18 protein-coding genes are annotated in these 17,463 nt (G+C 37.9%); 8 read left to right on the top strand and 10 right to left on the bottom strand.

Annotated elements, in window-relative coordinates; translation table 11 throughout:
• Window positions 1-109: 109 nt before the first annotated feature.
• The 5 genes from sigY (at window position 110) to BN1082_RS17285 (ending at window position 5,305) form a co-directional block, all read left to right on the top strand.
• Complete coding sequence (gene sigY, locus BN1082_RS17305) at window positions 110-664, top strand: RNA polymerase sigma factor SigY (RefSeq protein WP_090636576.1); 555 nt, start codon at window positions 110-112, stop codon at window positions 662-664.
• Window positions 618-965 (top strand): YxlC family protein, encoded by a 348-nt coding sequence (locus tag BN1082_RS17300; RefSeq protein WP_090636256.1) that lies wholly within the window; start codon window positions 618-620, stop codon window positions 963-965. The genes sigY and BN1082_RS17300 overlap by 47 nt, the downstream gene beginning before the upstream one ends.
• The gene (locus BN1082_RS17295; RefSeq protein WP_090636254.1) at window positions 962-1,174 is read left to right on the top strand and encodes a sigma-Y antisigma factor component; all 213 of its coding nucleotides are present in this window, start codon (window positions 962-964) and stop codon (window positions 1,172-1,174) included. The genes BN1082_RS17300 and BN1082_RS17295 overlap by 4 nt, the downstream gene beginning before the upstream one ends.
• A 361-nt stretch (window positions 1,175-1,535) precedes the next feature.
• On the top strand, window positions 1,536-3,293 hold the full coding sequence (locus BN1082_RS17290; protein ID WP_090636251.1) for an ABC transporter ATP-binding protein: 1,758 nt from the start codon (window positions 1,536-1,538) through the stop codon (window positions 3,291-3,293).
• Window positions 3,290-5,305 (top strand): ABC transporter ATP-binding protein, encoded by a 2,016-nt coding sequence (locus BN1082_RS17285; RefSeq protein WP_090636248.1) that lies wholly within the window; start codon window positions 3,290-3,292, stop codon window positions 5,303-5,305. Before BN1082_RS17290 ends, BN1082_RS17285 begins: the two co-directional genes overlap by 4 nt.
• Window positions 5,306-5,757: 452 nt before the next feature.
• On the opposite strand, the gene BN1082_RS17280 is transcribed toward BN1082_RS17285, so the two are convergent.
• Window positions 5,758-6,378 carry an NAD(P)-dependent oxidoreductase gene (locus tag BN1082_RS17280; protein WP_090636245.1) on the bottom strand — a complete coding sequence of 207 codons (621 nt, stop codon included), beginning with the start codon at window positions 6,376-6,378 and terminating at the stop codon, window positions 5,758-5,760.
• Window positions 6,379-6,663: 285 nt separating this feature from the next.
• Between BN1082_RS17280 and fumC the strand changes: the two genes are divergently transcribed.
• A complete protein-coding gene (gene fumC, locus BN1082_RS17275) occupies window positions 6,664-8,043 on the top strand; it encodes a class II fumarate hydratase (RefSeq protein ID WP_090636243.1) in 1,380 nt (459 codons plus the stop codon).
• Between the two features lie 252 nt (window positions 8,044-8,295).
• Here fumC and BN1082_RS17270 read toward each other — a convergent pair whose 3' ends face one another.
• Window positions 8,296-8,505 (bottom strand): alpha/beta-type small acid-soluble spore protein, encoded by a 210-nt coding sequence (locus BN1082_RS17270; RefSeq protein WP_090636240.1) that lies wholly within the window; start codon window positions 8,503-8,505, stop codon window positions 8,296-8,298.
• A gap of 315 nt (window positions 8,506-8,820) precedes the next feature.
• Between BN1082_RS17270 and BN1082_RS17265 the strand changes: the two genes are divergently transcribed.
• Window positions 8,821-9,063: a hypothetical protein gene (locus BN1082_RS17265; RefSeq protein WP_090636238.1), complete on the top strand. Its 243-nt coding sequence runs from the start codon at window positions 8,821-8,823 to the stop codon at window positions 9,061-9,063.
• Window positions 9,064-9,115: 52 nt separating this feature from the next.
• On the opposite strand, the gene BN1082_RS17260 is transcribed toward BN1082_RS17265, so the two are convergent.
• The 8 genes from BN1082_RS17260 to BN1082_RS17225 all read right to left on the bottom strand — a co-directional run bounded on the left by BN1082_RS17260 (window position 9,116) and on the right by BN1082_RS17225 (window position 16,853).
• Window positions 9,116-10,216 (bottom strand): ABC transporter ATP-binding protein, encoded by a 1,101-nt coding sequence (locus tag BN1082_RS17260; protein WP_090636236.1) that lies wholly within the window; start codon window positions 10,214-10,216, stop codon window positions 9,116-9,118.
• Between the two features lie 109 nt (window positions 10,217-10,325).
• On the bottom strand, window positions 10,326-11,231 hold the full coding sequence (locus tag BN1082_RS17255) for a PucR family transcriptional regulator (protein ID WP_090636233.1): 906 nt from the start codon (window positions 11,229-11,231) through the stop codon (window positions 10,326-10,328).
• A gap of 82 nt (window positions 11,232-11,313) precedes the next feature.
• Entirely contained in the window at window positions 11,314-11,505 is a 192-nt protein-coding gene (locus BN1082_RS17250; RefSeq protein ID WP_090636229.1) for a hypothetical protein, read from the bottom strand.
• A gap of 63 nt (window positions 11,506-11,568) precedes the next feature.
• Window positions 11,569-11,778 carry a YheE family protein gene (locus BN1082_RS17245; protein WP_090636227.1) on the bottom strand — a complete coding sequence of 70 codons (210 nt, stop codon included), beginning with the start codon at window positions 11,776-11,778 and terminating at the stop codon, window positions 11,569-11,571.
• Window positions 11,779-11,855: 77 nt separating this feature from the next.
• The gene (locus BN1082_RS17240) at window positions 11,856-13,037 is read right to left on the bottom strand and encodes a YheC/YheD family endospore coat-associated protein (protein ID WP_245640470.1); all 1,182 of its coding nucleotides are present in this window, start codon (window positions 13,035-13,037) and stop codon (window positions 11,856-11,858) included.
• Window positions 13,034-14,398 (bottom strand): YheC/YheD family endospore coat-associated protein, encoded by a 1,365-nt coding sequence (locus BN1082_RS17235; protein ID WP_090636225.1) that lies wholly within the window; start codon window positions 14,396-14,398, stop codon window positions 13,034-13,036. Before BN1082_RS17235 ends, BN1082_RS17240 begins: the two co-directional genes overlap by 4 nt.
• Window positions 14,376-15,479: a YheC/YheD family endospore coat-associated protein gene (locus BN1082_RS17230; RefSeq protein WP_090636222.1), complete on the bottom strand. Its 1,104-nt coding sequence runs from the start codon at window positions 15,477-15,479 to the stop codon at window positions 14,376-14,378. The genes BN1082_RS17235 and BN1082_RS17230 overlap by 23 nt, the downstream gene beginning before the upstream one ends.
• A gap of 12 nt (window positions 15,480-15,491) precedes the next feature.
• The gene (locus BN1082_RS17225) at window positions 15,492-16,853 is read right to left on the bottom strand and encodes a YheC/YheD family endospore coat-associated protein (RefSeq protein WP_090636219.1); all 1,362 of its coding nucleotides are present in this window, start codon (window positions 16,851-16,853) and stop codon (window positions 15,492-15,494) included.
• A gap of 209 nt (window positions 16,854-17,062) precedes the next feature.
• Here BN1082_RS17225 and BN1082_RS17220 point away from each other — a divergent pair, with 209 nt between their 5' ends.
• Window positions 17,063-17,404: a YlbF/YmcA family competence regulator gene (locus BN1082_RS17220; RefSeq protein ID WP_090636217.1), complete on the top strand. Its 342-nt coding sequence runs from the start codon at window positions 17,063-17,065 to the stop codon at window positions 17,402-17,404.
• Window positions 17,405-17,463 lie beyond the last annotated feature (59 nt).

Here is a 17,463-nt window from a genome sequence, read left to right as displayed (position 1 = left end):
AGTTTAACACAGCCTTTTGAAAAAATTTAATGAACGAAATTCACTTTTATTCGTCTAAAAATAGATAGAAAATAATCGGATGATGGGGGAAAGTGAGGACAAAGGCCGAATGGATGCTTTGATAAAAAGTGCCAAAGCGGGGGACCATATTGCATTTGCGAAGCTGTTTAAAGAACATTATCCATTCCTTGTAAAATATTTAATCAAAATTACAATGAATCCTGATACAGCAGAGGATTTAGCTCAGGAGACAATGGCGAAATGTGTTCAAAAAATTCAGCTTTATAACGGGCAAAGCAAATTTTCTACATGGTTGATCTCGATTGCGACCAATACCTATATAGATCAATGCAGAAAGAAAAAAAGAGAGAAAGATTGGCAAGGCGAAGAGGTTTATCGAAAGCTAAAATGGCATTTTGAGAGCAGAAATGAAGAGTGGAACGATATGCTAAGTGCACTTGGAAAATTACATGAAGATATCAGAATACTAATCATTTTGAAGCATTACTATGGATATTCCTATGAGGAGATTGGAGACTGGCTAAAAATATCATCAGGAACAGTTAAATCAAGAGTTCATAATGGAATCATGGCGATTAGAAGGGAGCTGAAACTAAGTGAAGAAACGGAAAGTCATTCTACTCGACAGCGAACAACTAAGTAAACAAGACTCAGATGCCATTTGCGAACTACAAGAGGGATTGAACAAGGTTGACCAATTCCCTGTCTATACTCCTGACCTTCAATGGTTTGAACAAATCGTTTTGGCAGAACAGGAGAATGCCAGGAAAAAATTAATCAGAGATGTAGCTATTTTTGCTTTAGTGGCCGTAGTCATTTTAAGTGGAATCATTGTTTCTCTATACCATATGCCTGTTATTTTTATCATTCTACAAATTAGCACAACGTTGTTCATGGCATTATATACGGGTGTACGCTTTATTAAGCAGGTGAGCAATGAATGAGTAAAGAGATACCTATAATGGTAATAGTAATCGTTGTTTTAATATTAATGACTCAAAGTATTTTTTTATTTTTGGATGCAAGAAAGAATAATCATAATTATTGGTTATGGGGGATCGTTGGGTTAATTCAAGCACCGATGCCAACGCTTTTTTACTTGATTTTTGTTCGAAAAATTTTCAAACGTATTAATCTGAAAAATGGGAATTGACAATCAATATATCTGGTGATAATCTAACAAAGTAAGAAAAAATAGGAAGAGGAGGGTTACGAAATGATTGTTGTGATGAAAGTAAACGTTAAAACTGAATATCTAAACGTAACCAGCCCAAAAAAGGTTTTATTGTAATTATTTCTTAAATGTATTTGTGATCAATAAACACAGGTTACGTTATTTACGTGACGTGTGTTTTTTTGTCTCTTTTTTTGGAGGGATACTGCACTCGCAGTATCCCTCTTTATATTTTTTATAGAGGAGGAAATGGACATGAGACAATTGATGAAAATTGCATTAACCCTCAAAAAAGGGGAGCTAGAGGGCGGATAGTAAATACAAAAGGGGGATTGCAACCATGTTTGCGGTGTTAAGAAAGTTGAGTTGGTTTTTTAAAGAAAACTGGAAAAGATATGTACTCGCAATTAGTTTATTAATACTTGTAGGTTTACTAGATGTTATGCCACCTAAATTAATTGGAATGGCAATAGATGATATTCATTTCGGATCGATGACGGGAACAAAAATTTTCCGTTATGTAGGATTCCTACTTTTAATCATGGTCTCATCTTATGGGATATCATATGTATGGCAATATCAATTATTTGGAGGAGCTTATTTAATTGAAAGAAAGATTAGATCGAACTTTTTAAGCCATTTATTAAAAATGACCCCAGCCTTTTACGAAAAAAATCGAACCGGTGACTTAATGGCACGGGCTACCAATGATTTAAAGGCGGTCTCTATTACAGCCGGGTTTGGAATCTTAACGCTTGTCGATTCTAGTGTCTGGATGCTGACACTTCTATTAACGATGGGAATTATGATTAGTTGGAAATTAACATTAGCGGCCATCATTCCATTGCCGATCATGGCTTTTTTGATGAAAGTTTATGGGAAAAGAATCCACAAACGCTTTATGGAAGCACAGGATGCGTTCGGAGAATTAAATGATCGGGTCCTCGAGTCCATAGCTGGTGTCAGGGTCATTCGTGCCTATGTTCAAGAAAAAGCCGATATGGCAAGATTTCACCAATTAACAGAAGATGTCTATCAAAAAAACATTAAGGTAGCAAAAATAGATTCTTTATTTGATCCAACAATAAAAATTTTTGTTGGGATTAGTTATCTAATTGGGATTGGTTATGGTGCCTATTTAGTTTTCCATCAAGCAATCACATTGGGAGGCCTTGTTTCTTTTAATGTATATTTAGGGATGCTGATTTGGCCAATGTTTGCAATTGGCGAATTAATCAATGTTATGCAGAGGGGAAATGCTTCGCTTGATCGGGTTAATGAAACGCTTGCATATGTTGAGGAAGTGGGAAATCCACTTCAGCCTGTTCAGGTTCCTGCAGCAAATAAAATTATTTACAATGAGGTCACTTTTAATTATCCTTCATCGCGAGTGAACAATTTGCAAAATATTACCTTCCAATTATTACAGGGGCAAACACTAGGGATTGTTGGTAAAACGGGGAGCGGGAAAACAACCTTGATTAAGCAGCTATTAAGGCAATACCCGCTAGGAACTGGTGTACTGACGATTTCAGACGTACCAATTGATGAGCAAAGCTTGGGGCAGGTTCGCGGCTGGATTGGTTATGTGCCACAGGATCATGTTCTCTTTTCGCGAACGGTAAAGGAAAATATATTATTTGGGAAAATGGATGCTTCAGACAAAGAGTTAGCAGAAGCGATTAATTTAGCGGCGTTTCGTAAAGATTTGGAAATGCTTCCTGACGGTTTGGGAACTCTTGTCGGGGAAAAGGGTGTTGCCCTATCCGGGGGACAAAAGCAGAGGATCTCCATCGCTCGTGCTCTCATTAAGGATCCGGAAATTCTTATTCTGGATGATTCTTTGTCGGCAGTCGACGCTAAAACAGAAAAAAGAATTCTTGAAAATATCCGTGAAGTAAGGCAGGACAAAACGACAATTATTACCACACACCGAATGTCAGCCGTTCAGCATGCCGACCATATCATCGTTCTTGATGAAGGAAAAGTGGTTGAGGAAGGTACGCATGAACAGCTTTTAGCAATTGACGGCTGGTATAAAGAACAATTTCTTCGTCAGCAGGTCGAAAATCCATTGGAAGAGGAGGTATCAGCATGACAACTGGAAGACGGTTAATAAGGTATGCATTAGCTTATAAAAAGATTATCATTGCTGCATTGGTCATGCTGGCTATCTCCGTTGCGGCTGATTTAGCAGGTCCCTTTATTGCCAAAAATATCATTGATCATCATATTTTGGGGATTGAGTCCGTTTGGTATGAAACAACAAGCGGAAAAAAGGCGGTTGAATATGATGGGAAGTATTATCAACAGGAAAAATATTTTTCTGAAAAGGATCAAAAAGGCAAACAGGTTAGAATCCTTCAAGTGGGGTCAAAATTTGTTTTTCTTGACAAAAAGCTTGATTTTGATGGGAAACGTAGCTATCATGACGGGATTTTAACGGTTACCAATGGCACGAGCAAAGCTGAATATAAAGTAAAAGTTTTGACGGGGGCGGAATTACTACGGTTTTATCAGCCAGAAATTCCCGGGATTGTTCAATTATTATTCATCTACTTTGGTTTATTAGTCGTATCATCCTTTTTTCAGTATGGTGAACGTTTTTATTTACAGAAATCAGCCAACCGCATTATTCAAAAGATGCGCGAAGATGTTTTTGGACATATTCAGAGGCTGCCCATTCAATATTTTGATAATCTCCCGGCTGGAAAAGTGGTGGCACGTATTACCAATGATACGGAGGCAATTCGCGAGTTATATGTAACAGTCCTTGCCACCTTTTTCACGAGTGTCATCTATATTATAGGAATTTATATTGCCCTGTTCATCTTGAATGTAAAGCTGGCTGCCATTTGCTTGTTTTTATTGCCTGCGATTTACGCATGGATTCTTATTTATCGAAAATATGCATCTAAATTCAACCGAGTCATTCGATCTCGCAATAGTGATATTAATGCCATGATTAATGAATCCATTCAAGGTATGAACATTATCCAAGCTTTTGAAAAAGAAAAGGATACTCTGAAGGATTTTGAAAAGCTTAATCATGAATATTTTACGTACCAAAATAAATTGCTAAGCTTAAATTCGTTAACTTCGCACAATCTCGTTGGTGTACTAAGGAATCTCATTTTCGTCACTTTTATTTGGTATTTCGGAGGTCAATCCCTTCAACCTTTGTCTGTCATTTCACTCGGTATGCTCTATGCGTTTGTTGATTATATCAACCGACTTTTCCAGCCAGTACAGGGAATTGTCAATCAATTGGCGAATTTGGAGCAGGCTCTCGTGGCTGGAGAAAGGGTATTTAAGCTTTTGAATGAACCTGGGGAAAATGTCAGCACCGAAAGAATTACTCGTTTCAAAGGGAATGTTAAATTTGAAAATGTGTCGTTTGCATATAAAGAGGGAGAATATATCCTGAAAAATCTCGATTTTGAGGCGAAACATGGCGAAACGGTAGCCCTTGTTGGGCACACAGGTTCAGGAAAGAGCTCCATTATGAACTTGCTATTTAGGTTTTATGACAGTGGAAAAGGGAAAATAACGATTGATGGGAGAGATATCGAAACGATTCCACGGCAAACGATTCGAAATCATATGGGGATTGTCTTGCAGGATCCCTATTTATTTACTGGGACAATAGCTTCCAATGTAAGCTTGGACGATCCTTCCATATCAAGGGAAAAAGTGGAGAAGGCATTAAAGGATGTTGGGGCAGAGAAAGTTTTTCGCAATTTAGAGAACGGCTATGATGAACCGGTTATTGAAAAAGGCAGTACGCTTTCAAGCGGACAGCGGCAGATTATATCATTCGCTAGAGCTCTCGCCTTTAATCCGGCGATATTAATCCTTGACGAAGCAACATCAAGTATCGATACCGAAACGGAAGCTCTTATTCAAGAAGCAATGGACGTATTGAAAAAAGGGAGAACAACGTTTATTATTGCCCATCGTTTATCAACAATTCGAAATGCCGACCAAATCCTTGTGTTAGACAGAGGAAGGATTGTCGAGCGGGGAACGCACGATGAATTAATGGTATTGAAAGGTAAATACTACCAAATGTATCAACTCCAGCAAGGAAGCACTGACTTAGCTGGATAATTAGAAATTCACATATTTCATACTTAAACCCCAAGATGATTATTATTCGTCTGGGGTTTTTCTTATTTCCAAAGTGGTCAACGCCCGTTTTGGATAAAAAAGAGGTCGGACGGTCGTTGAGAAAGTAGATCAAAGCCCATTTTGCCTAAAAAAGAGTCCTAAAGGTCATTGAGAAAGCTGGTCAAAGCCCGTTTTGAATAAAAAAGAGGTCAAACGGTCGTTGAGAAAGCTGATCAAAGCCCATTTTGCCTAAAAAAGAGTCCCAAAGGTCATTGAGAGAGGTGGTCAAAGCCCGTTTTGAATAAAAAAGAGGTCAAAAGGTCGTTGAGAAAGCTGATCAAAGCCCGTTTTGATTAAAAAAGAGTCCCAAAGGTCATTGAGAGAGGTGGTCAAAGCCCGTTTTGGCTAGAAAAGAGGTCAAACGGTCGTTGAGAAAGCAAATCAACGACCTTTTAATATGTAAGTCCCACTCGATAGCCAATAAATTCATTCTTAAAAAGCTGCTGATAGGCGAAATCGGCGGTATCATAGCAGGAAATAGAAGAGGGATTGTCTGGAAGGAAATCTTTTTCAAAACGATAGACTCCTATTCTTTCCCCCAGTGGCAAATAGGTTGGACAAACAATCGTCCACTCGAGGCCAGACTCCTTCAACGTTAAATACGCCTTTAAATGTTCTTCAGCATCACGCGTGCTCTTTCGTTTTGATTCAGAGGATTGAAAGCGATATAGAAGTGGTTCTGACCTGGCCTGTAAGATTCCGGCTGTCCCTATTGTAATAATCCGTGTAATTTTTTTCTCTTTCATACTGTTAATGATAATCGGCATTGATTCAGTAAGTGTGCTTGTTCCGTCAGTATTTAATGCACTGATGACCACATCGCAGTTTTTCATTGTTTCAGCAACATCTAACTTATCGAGGGCGTTTCCCTCAATAATAGTTAATTGTTTCGGGCTTTTAGCGATCTTTTCCGGATTTCTTACAAGCGCCCTGACAGAGTGGCGATTCTCTAAAGCATTTTCCAAAATGATAGAGCCTACTCTTCCGGTTGCTCCAAATAGACAAATATTCACAAAAAGTTCACATCCTAGCTGATTAAATGCGATTTTTATCACAGGTTAAAACCAAATCTTATGATAGCTTAGGTTTGAGTATTAAATTTAATAAAATGGGGTGGAAATCGAATGAATGATTATTCAGTTGTTCTTTCAATCGGAAGTTTTTTAATCCTTACTTATTATATCTTATATACCCTTGTTAAACATTAAGCTGCAGACCATTGTCTGCAGTTTTTTGTTTATCGTCACCGTTTATGGGAAAATATATGTTAGGGTAAACCATTTCGAGGGAGTGATACGATGGAACCATTTAGGATTGAGAGAGATACCCTTGGTGAAATTCGTGTACCGCTAGATAAATTCTGGGGAGCGCAGACACAGCGCAGCAAGGAAAATTTTAAAATCGGTATCGAAAAAATGCCGATCGAAGTCGTGTACGGTTTAGCTTATATTAAAAAATCTGCAGCCATTGTTAATCACCAATTAGGAAAGCTAGTTAAAGAAAAGGCTGAGGTCATCAATAAAGTATGTGATGAAATCTTAAAAGGTGGCCATAATGAACATTTTCCGCTCGTAGTCTGGCAAACCGGAAGCGGTACCCAAACAAATATGAACGTCAACGAGGTCATCGCCCATCGGGCAAACGAGTTATTAAAGGCTTTGGGAAGTAATGAAAAGGTACATCCCAATGATGATGTTAATATGTCGCAAAGTTCGAACGATACTTTTCCAACCGCTATGCATATTGCTGCCTATAAAAAGATAATCGAGGAATTGATTCCCGTTATTCAGGAACTAAAGGGAACTTTGTTTGAAAAGGAAAAGGCATTTACTAATATTGTTAAAATAGGCAGGACCCATCTTCAGGATGCGACTCCTTTAACATTAGGGCAGGAAATTAGTGGATGGCGGGCGATGCTAGAGAAAAACGAGAAAATGATTGCTGCAGCCAATGATTTTTTACTCGACTTAGCCATTGGAGGAACAGCAGTCGGGACGGGGATTAATGCTCATCCAGATTTCGGCTCCAAGGTTGCCGAACAGCTTACAAAACTAACAGGATACCCATTTCGCTCTTCAAAAAATAAATTTCAGGCCTTAACAAGTCATGATGAAATTGTTTACGTACATGGATCACTAAAAGCATTGGCAGCTGATTTAATGAAAATTGCCAACGATGTCCGGTGGCTGGCAAGTGGTCCAAGAAGTGGGATTGGTGAACTTACCATTCCGGCTAATGAACCTGGCAGTTCGATTATGCCTGGAAAAGTAAATCCAACTCAAAGTGAAGCACTAACAATGGTGGCATGTCAGGTTTTTGGAAATGATGCTACGATTGGTTTTGCAGCCAGTCAAGGAAATTTTGAACTGAATGTCTTTAAGCCTGTAATCATTTTTAACCTAATCCAATCGATAAGACTTTTAACAGACAGTGTTCACTCCTTTAATCAAAATTGTGCGATTGGAATTGAAGCTAATAAAGAGGTTATCAAAGAGCATGTGAATCGTTCATTGATGCTAGTTACAGCCTTAAATCCTTATATTGGTTATGAAAAAGCTGCGAAAATTGCCAAGCTTGCATATACAGAAAATACAACCCTAAAGGCAGCTGCAATTAAAACAGGTTATGTCAGTGAAGAACAATTTGATGAATGGATGAAGCCTGAAAAAATGGTATAACTAGAAAAGCAGAAGCGCCTTCGGAACAAGCACAGCTTGTTCCTATGAAGATGATTCAAGGAAGATTTCCTTGGTGCTCAGGGGCGACAGGCATAAGACATGCCGGCGTGAAGGTTGCTCTTTAACCTTCATTTTGGAAGTGGCTTATGACCTCGAGGGGCTAGGCGCTGGAGCTGGACAATAGTGAAAGCCCCCTCAAAAAGAGGGGGCTAAGCCATTTCTTTATTTGTTTATATGTTTTGACTTAAAAAATTAGCGAGTCATTCCACCGCCGCCAAGTTGTGATTCTGCCATTGCAACTAGACGCTTAGTAATTTCTCCTCCAACTGAACCATTTGCACGAGAAGTAGTATCTGCTCCAAGGCTTACGCCAAATTCTGTAGCGATTTCATACTTCATTTGGTCAAGTGCTTGCTGGACGCCTGGGACTACAAGTTGATTAGAGCTGTTGTTACGTGCCATAGTTGTTAACACTCCTCTTAATAGGTTTGGGGTTAGTATGGTATTGAACCATATGGATTGCCACCTTGGCCTAACCCATATCATAAAATTAATTGGAGATATAATTGTTTAGGTATGGCTGGGTTATCCGGGTTTGCACCGGCTAAAGACCCTTATCGGTATAACCCATTGCTGTAATTGCTGTTTGTACTGTTTATTATGATAAAAATTTAATGACTTATTCTAAATATTGAGTGGTAAGTTATACCACTACATAGGGCTTGGAATCGAAACACAAACTAACGTCATACCATACTTTATAAAGGGTGAACACGAATGCCAATATGTCCTGTATGTAATGGACTAAGGGAAGTATTCTTACTTTGCACCAATTGTGGAGAACCTATGATGGAAGCTGGACGATTGTTGGATTTTTATGAAAATTATAGTCCCTATATGGAAATCGACTTAGTGAAAATGGAGGATGGCTATATGGAAACCAATTCAGAGCAGATATGTCCGCATTTGTTTTACTGTTCCAAATGCCATAACGATGAGGTAATTTTCATAAAAGAATAAGAGGGTGTTCCAAAAGGGTCTTACTCTTTTGGACACCCTCCTTTCCAATATATTAAGGGCGAATGCGCAATTCTGAATCTGTATCAAAGAAATGGCCCTTATTTAAATCAAAAGCAAGTTCAACTTTATCTCCTGGCTTAATGTCACTGCGAGAATCCAGACGAGCGACAAAATCTTGCCCATCAATGTTTGAATAAACCATTAATTCAGCACCAGTAAGCTCAGCAACATCAACATTTGCTTGAATCTTTGTTCCAGTGGATGCATCAATGAAAACAGGTTCATCATGAATATCCTCTGGACGAATACCAAGAATAACTGTTTTTCCAACATATCCCTGTTCGCGAAGGAATTTCATTTTGCCTTCAGGGATCGAAATCGTTGTTTTACCAATTATAAACTTCCCATCTTCAAGCTTACCATTAAAGAAGTTCATCGCAGGTGAACCAATGAAACCGCCAACGAATACATTTTCAGGCTTTTCATATACTTCTTTCGGCGTACCAACCTGCTGAATGACTCCATCTTTCATAACAACTAAACGAGAAGCCATTGTCATTGCTTCAGTTTGGTCGTGGGTAACATAGATCGTGGTTGTATTTAAGCGGCGGTGAAGCTTGGCAATTTCTGCACGCATTTGTACACGAAGCTTTGCATCAAGGTTTGATAATGGTTCGTCCATTAAGAATACTTTTGCATCACGAACAATGGCACGACCTAACGCTACACGCTGACGCTGACCTCCTGAAAGGGCTTTTGGTTTACGAGTTAAATAAGCTTCCAAACCTAGAATTTTTGCCGCTTCTTTTACACGGCGGTCAATTTCGTCTTTTGCAAACTTACGAAGCTTTAAGCCAAACGCCATATTGTCATAGACTGTCATATGTGGATATAACGCATAGTTTTGGAATACCATGGCAATATCACGGTCCTTCGGAGCTACATCATTTACTCTTTTGCCGTCAATGAAAAAATCACCATTTGAAATCTCTTCTAGTCCCGCAATCATCCGTAATGTAGTTGATTTACCGCATCCGGAGGGTCCAACAAAGACGATAAATTCTTTGTCTTCAATATGTAGATTGAAATCTTCAACAGCCGTAACCTTATTATCATAAATTTTAAAAATATGATCTAATTTTAACTCTGCCATTTTTGCCAACCTCCTTGTAAACGTTATCATCAGTTTACTAGGATAGGAGAAAAAACAATATAGACAGGTTGCACAAAGATTTTTTCACAGCTTTTGGGCAGATTGTTGTTTAAACCTTTTGCTCAAAGAGCAAGCAAGCCAAAAACACAGTAAATGCACCATAAAAATCCTTCAAACCAATTCCTGTTTTTTCGGTGAATTTATCTACCCGATATTGAAGGGTATTGCGATGGATGTATAATTTTTTTGCGGTTACACTCGCATTTAAATTGTTTTCCAGAAAGGTCCTAATGGTTACGAACATTTCAGGATCTTCTTGAAAAACATCTTCAAGCTCAAGAAACAGCTTCTCTGACAGCTCTTTTGGTAAATTATAGGCCATGAAAGCAGGGAAGACTCGTTCAAAGGTAAAGATGTTTGAACTGTTTATATGATCTTTACCGAATGCAAAATACTCCCTTTCACGTTGGAAATGAAAGCGAAGCTGCTCGGAAAATGGGTATTTCTTGCCAATATAGAAGTGGATTTTTACATAAAAATCACTTTCTACTGTTTCAGACATTGCAATCATTTCTTTTTCTGAGAGGGAAATTTGTTTCATTTCCTCAATGACAATCCCACTATTTTCATTTTCCCAAACAATGTAAATGTCTTCAGAAAAAAAACCCTTAAATGCCGATTCAATTTCTTCGTGATCCTCCACAAAGCGATCCTGCAGGTGAAACTGTAGGAAACGAAAATTTGAATTTGATTGATAGACAGGAGGCTGTCCATCTGATAATAAAAAATCATGCCAGACTTTTGTTTCAGGGGTATGGTTAACGATGGAAAATTTTGAAAGCGGATATAAGGCTATTAGGAGATTTAATTCGCTCTCACTAATTTCCGATTTAGGAATTCCGAGCCATTCATTGTTGTCTTCATCAAAAAAAATAAAAAAGCGTTCGGATGATTGATCTGGTTGGGCAGTCGATAAAAATGAGTTTTTAAATAGTGGTAATAATTTTCTAAGCATCAGTACATTTCCCCATTATATAAGTAAATTACTTCTATTATACAGTAATAATAAAAAGGCTGCTTTTTGCAGCCTTTTCAATTTAATCACATTCATACGGCGGTTCTTCTTCAACGAGGTCACGTGCCTCTTCGATATTGGTTGAATCATATCGTGAATGAACTGACCCGCCGGACATACCCTCGTTAATCATGCGGTCAACATCCAAAAAGGCCTGGTCTCTGCCTTCATAGGATGTACCTAAATTTGTTAATGCATCTTTCTTTTTATCCATATCATCAAGCCCTTTCTTTATTTTCTAATCTAGTATGTGAAAAGGGCCATTTTTCATACAATCTTATTCGTAAACATGAAAGAGCATTAACTCGTGAATCTGGCTTGTCAGTGTCTCAATATCTTCTTGAGCAGGTGGATTCGTCGTCCATTCTATCTTTCCTGTTTGGTGATAAATTCCCGTGAATCTCTGCTTTTTATAGTAAAAGGAAATATTCCACCCGGGTATATTTTTATTTGTAAATAAAGGCTTGAATTGAAAATGCGAAAGCATGACAAGAATCCCCTTTTTAGAATATTGTTTACTATTAGATTACTTCAATTGGCGGATCATTGAAATGAAAATTTTTATTAGATTGGGAAACCAGTTAACTGAAAAAATAAGCGACATAACTGTTCTATTCTTTTTTTTTCGATTTCCGTTTCATCAAAGCTCATAGGTTTAGAATTGACCTCGTAAATGTAATAATGTCCAGACTCATCTATTCCCGCATCGATAGAAAATTCCCCAAAATAGTCAAAATGCTCCGTTAATGCCTTTCCGATTTGTGAAACAATGGTTTGAAAAAAAAAGTCGTGTTTGTCAGTTTGGAATAGCTGGTAGGGAAGAAGCTTACCACCATTTGGAATGTGGGTAGTGATTTCTTGTAGTTGTGATTGACGAATTCCAACCCCTGTTACCATATATCCATCATTTGCTGCGTGAGCTAAAATGCGAAAATCATAGCGTTTGCCTTCATAAACGGCAGCCTTTATCTCTTTCTGCGCCAAATAGCTTTTATCCTTCAAGGTTTTTTCCCATTCCTTCCAAAAGTGATGGAAGGATGGATATGCTTCTGTCATTTTTAAGCCTTCAAGTTTCACTTCCATATTATCATTTAGGTGAACCCGAAAAATCCCTTTTCCCTTTGATGCTTGTGAAGGTTTTAAATAGACAAATTTATGCTTGATAAGAAAGCTTAATAAATCCCTTTCTTTATTAGCCAAAATTGTGTCAGGCAAATGTTTTTTAAGGCTAGTGTGGTTTTTTAATAAACAGTATAGCTCCATTTTGTTGATGAAAGATGGGTTGAAATAGGGGATGTTTTTTTCTTTAAGAGCTGATAAAAAGTTTGGAAGATGCGGATCTTGTTCTGCTTTTCTAAATGGAATCCGATTGTATATAAGATCAGGATATGGCGCCTGTACCTTTATCCACATTTGTTTATCGGGTAAAAAGATATACCCGGTAATTGTATCATTTCCAACCCCTTCCATTGTAAAAATAAAGCTTATTCCAGCTAAGGAGATAAGCTTTTTCTGTAGTTCTTTAAATAGTGGGCCGTTACCGGCAATGACTCCATTTTTACTGCGTGAAGTCATGATTCCGATCAGCGGCCCAACATGGTTATCACTTAAGCATACATCAAAGCAAAAGGAATCCAGACTTGCTTTTCCTTGTTCAATTAATTTATTTTCACCACCTATTGTGACAGGATCCTCCAAATTTATGCAGTACCATTTTGCAAAATCTTTATCATAGTAAATTTTCATTGGAATAATTCCTCTGGGTGGTGCAATGCTTGTTCTGTGAGAAATACGGCGAAAGCAATGGATAATTGACGGGTTAATAAATCAAAATCCTTCAATTCCGGGTGTTCAAAAATTGATCTTCCAGGCTTGGAATTAGCTTCAAAGAACCAAACATCCCCATTACGATCAATCCCTAAATCAAAGCCAATTTCTCCGATAATCCCCTCGATGTTATGATCTAATACACTGCTTAAATTTAGTGCAGCCTTTGAAAGTTTTTCTGTAAATAATTCACACTCTTCTGTTGGAAAAATTTCTGAAATGGTTTTAATTTCACCACCGCTTCGCTTATGGGTTGTCACACTTCCAACGCCGGCAATTTTAGCTGCAATGGCCGAGACATGCCAATTCCCTAATTCGTCCTTATTCGTATGAACACGAAAATCAATAGCACGAGTACCCTTTCGCAGCAAATGAATTCCTTGCTGAACGATCATTCTATCGAGATTTTGTTTAGAGAATACCCGGTTAAATAATTTTTCGAGGGATGAGAATTTGCGGAGACGGTTAATTCCATCAGGATCTTGGTATCGGCAGTAATAATCACCATGGTGCTTATCATAAATAATTTGGTGAACCCCAAATCCGAGGCTGCCGTTTTTCGGTTTGAAATAGATATGGCCATATTGAGAAAGCATTATCTCAATCATGGAAAAGGAAGTGAATGGGTGCGTTTCTGGTAAATAACTTGCGACAATATCATTCTGCTGTAGCCGATCATTAATATCGAGCTTATTAAAAAATCCTGGATTATACCAAGGAATAAGATATTCTTTTTGAAGTCGGTTTTTAACCTTTATCAATTTAGGATTTTCTTCACTTTTACGATTAGGGAGTCGGTCGTAAATGACGTTTGGAAAAGGTACATCAAAAGTCTCCCACACACTCTCATGGTAAAAGAATCCTTTGATGCTGCCTTGCTCCCAATCAATATGCTGCTCTCCAAAAACGAAGGGCACCGCCCCCACTGTTTTATTAACGGATATTAGCTTCGCAAAAAAAGATGTTCTTTCGCCAATCGGGTTATTCTGTGATGCCGAAAATCCTGAAGTGAAGATCCCAACAAGCGGTCCGATAAAGAGAACTTGATCTTCGATAAAAGTATGGAGGGGAATGTTAAGGTTAGGAAATTGAAGCTCCTCCTGCATCCTCTTGCTTATCACGATACGATCCTTTTGATCAGGATGGGCACGGAAATCAACCTCAATTGACTTTGAGCCAAAGGCGATTTTCTTAAGAGATTGATGATAAATGACCTCAGGTGGACAAAAAGCTACCAGTTGGTCATTTGCCGCAACCTCAAGAAAAAAGCGTTGTCGCATAAGAGCTCTTCCTTTCTGTTTGTTCTAGCTTAGAAATATGCTTCCCGTACAGTAGCGGGGCAAGGTAAAGGGTTTCCTTTAATTCAGGTTTGGTTTCTAAAATAACCTTTCTTCCAGGCTTTGAATTGACATCGAGTATCCAAATGGCACCATTTCTTGCCACCCCAATATCTACTCCAAGTTCGAATAGTGGCAAAAATTCCTGTTCAAGTAAACGTGGGAGATTAGCAGTAATAAATGTTAACTCATTACGGATATACTCTCGTTTTGCAGGAGGGAGGAAAGCCAACCAATCGGCGAAACGGATGACACTGCCGCCAGAGCTTAAGTTTGAAAGAATTCCACCGGTAGTCCCTTGACGAACGCCTTTTCCACGTGTGACCCAGTCACCATGTTCATTTTTTTGGATAAGAATGCGTATATCAAACGGCTGTAAATGGTCATTTGCAAGTTCTAAAAATGGCTGCAGAAGATAGTCACGCTGAACCATTAACGAATTTAACCAGTGATTTAGCTTTAACTCATTCTGAAATATATGTGAGATAATCTTTTTTTGTTTTTCTGTTTTTACATGAAAGCTTTTATCATTTTGTTTTACATAATAAATCCCATATCCTTGCGAACCACTGATTGGTTTTAAAATAATCCTATTCCGTATCTTTAGCTCTTTCAGTACCTCACCCGGATTTGAGACCTTCATTGTAGGAGGTAAATAGGGTGTTAATACTGAATTTTTCAGTACATTGTAAAGTTCAAGCTTGTTGGGTAAACCATATCCTAAAAAGGTAATATCATTTCTGCACTTAAGCCATGAGACTATCGGAATGCATTGTTTTGAATGTTCATCATCACCATAAAAACAGCGATCGTATAGAATAGATGGAATGGGGAATTCCCCTTCTGCCCAAGTTTGATCTTTAGCGTTAAACTTTTTCCCCTTTACTAAAAGGGTATGGGGATTTATTTTTGAAGGAATGAATCTGAAACATTCCATTTCGCATGAATCGGCAAGCTTTGCGATTTGGTCAATATATGAAGTTTCACTTTCCATATTTAAGGTCATAATTCCAAAAGTAATCATTTAGGTTTCCTCCTAATCACGACTAGTTTCAAAAGTAAGTAACGTACAAAGTTGAACAATGGCTTTTGCTGATGGTCTTATTTTTCCTTGACCGTCCTCAAAGCTTTTGGATGGTTTAGAATTTACCTCAATTAGCCAAAGCCTTCCATCCTTGTCTACACCAATGTCGATGCCGAGCTCTCCGGTGATCCCTTGGGAATTTTTACTTATGGTGGCAGCTGTTTCAATTGCTAGCTCCTTTATTAACTGAAGAATTTCAAAGGCCTTTCTGTTGTTCATACATGTGCCTAATGCTTCGAATGGTTTCATTACTTTGCCACCCTTGGCTAGATTAGAGACCATTTCCTGCTCTGCTGAAATTCTTGCCACCATTGATGTGACTTCCCAAAGATGATGGCAATTCTTATGGCATAATACTCTAAAATCCATGATGTTTCCTACATGGGTCAAGAGCGGGATTCCTTGTTGAATAATATAAATTCTATTACCGAGCAATGGTTTTATTTGCTGATAAATGTCATCTAAGAGATATTTTTTTGCGTCAATCGTTAATTGAAAAGAGGTTTGATACGAATAGGAATTCTCATCCTGCTTTGATATTTTCAAAATATTTCTGCCTTGACTGCCATGAACAGGCTTGATAAAAACCGTTTCATATTTTTTGGCAAGCTCCATTAAGTTTTCAAATGTAAAAAGCTTTGTTTCTGGTAAAAAAGCGTGTAAATGTTGTTCTTCACTTAATTGGTTATACACTTCCAATTTCGAAAGGAAACGCTCATTAAAAAGTGGTATGTTTAATTGCTCTAAGCTTTGGCGAAACTTCTTAAACTCTTTAACGTACTCAAGCCTCCGAGAATGTATTCGGTTGTAAATAACATTGGGGAGTGGCAGCATTGATGGGATCCATTTACCGTTTTGATAGTAGTATCCTTCTTTTGAAAAATGGTTGTATGAAAAAATATAAAAAAATCCGCCAATCTCTTCTATTGCGCGATGTAGCTCCTCACAGAACAGATGAATGGATCGAAAGTGGGGTTCTGCTCCTTCCTTTACTTCAAAATCGGTTAACAATCCCAGAATCGGACCGAGCTGTAATGTATGAATTTCCGGAGTATAGTAAGCTTGAAATTTATAAGTTTGAATTGGTAAATAAAATTCATGAAAAATATTTTCTGGAAAAGTAATCTCATTTATTGGTTTTTCTATTATTTGGATCTTCATTTTTATCATTTTTTTACCCAAAAGGATGCTTAAGTCTTGGCCACTATTCAAATCTAATTGTTGACATAAATTATTGGACACCTCTAAAGTACAATCACTATTGTTTGGAGATTTTCTGGAAACAAGTGTAACGGGGATTAATGAAATGGACATAAACACTCCTCATTTTCTGTCCAGCTTAAGTGCCTGTGCTAGTCGTAGAAGTTATTCTTCTAGGTATATGCTGATATATCGTATGTTCAACTATTTTGGATGGTGTCTAATGGTGACGGAATTAACATTGATTAACATTCTCGCATTCATGAGCATAGTTTGTTATAGTTGTTAAGAAAAATAAATAATCAAAAATAGGAGTGAGCCTATTGGCAGTTAATTTATACGATTCCGCCTATGCATTAGAAAAAGCGATCCGTGAGAGTGCTGAGTACGCACAAATAAAGCAAGCTTACAATGAGGTAAATGCCGATCCGCAAGCAAAGCAAATGTTTGATCATTTTCGCCAAATTCAAATGAACCTGCAGCAGAAACAGATGATGGGTCAGGAAATTTCCCCTGAAGAGATTCAGCAGGCTCAGTCAACAGTAGTGAATGTCCAACAAAATGAAAAAATTGCACGACTCATGCAGGCTGAACAACGAATGAGCATGGTAATTGCCGAACTAAACCAGGTTATCATGAAACCATTAGAAGAGTTATACGGATAAATTTAACCGATTATAAGGATGTCCCAAAAAAAGTGTCAACCCCTCAACCTACAATTTAT

The organism is Neobacillus massiliamazoniensis (genome assembly GCF_001048695.1).
GTDB classification, from domain to species: domain Bacteria; phylum Bacillota; class Bacilli; order Bacillales; family Cytobacillaceae; genus Neobacillus; species Neobacillus massiliamazoniensis.
Note: the sequence above shows the minus strand (reverse complement) of the source record. Positions and strands in the feature narration are given on the sequence as shown.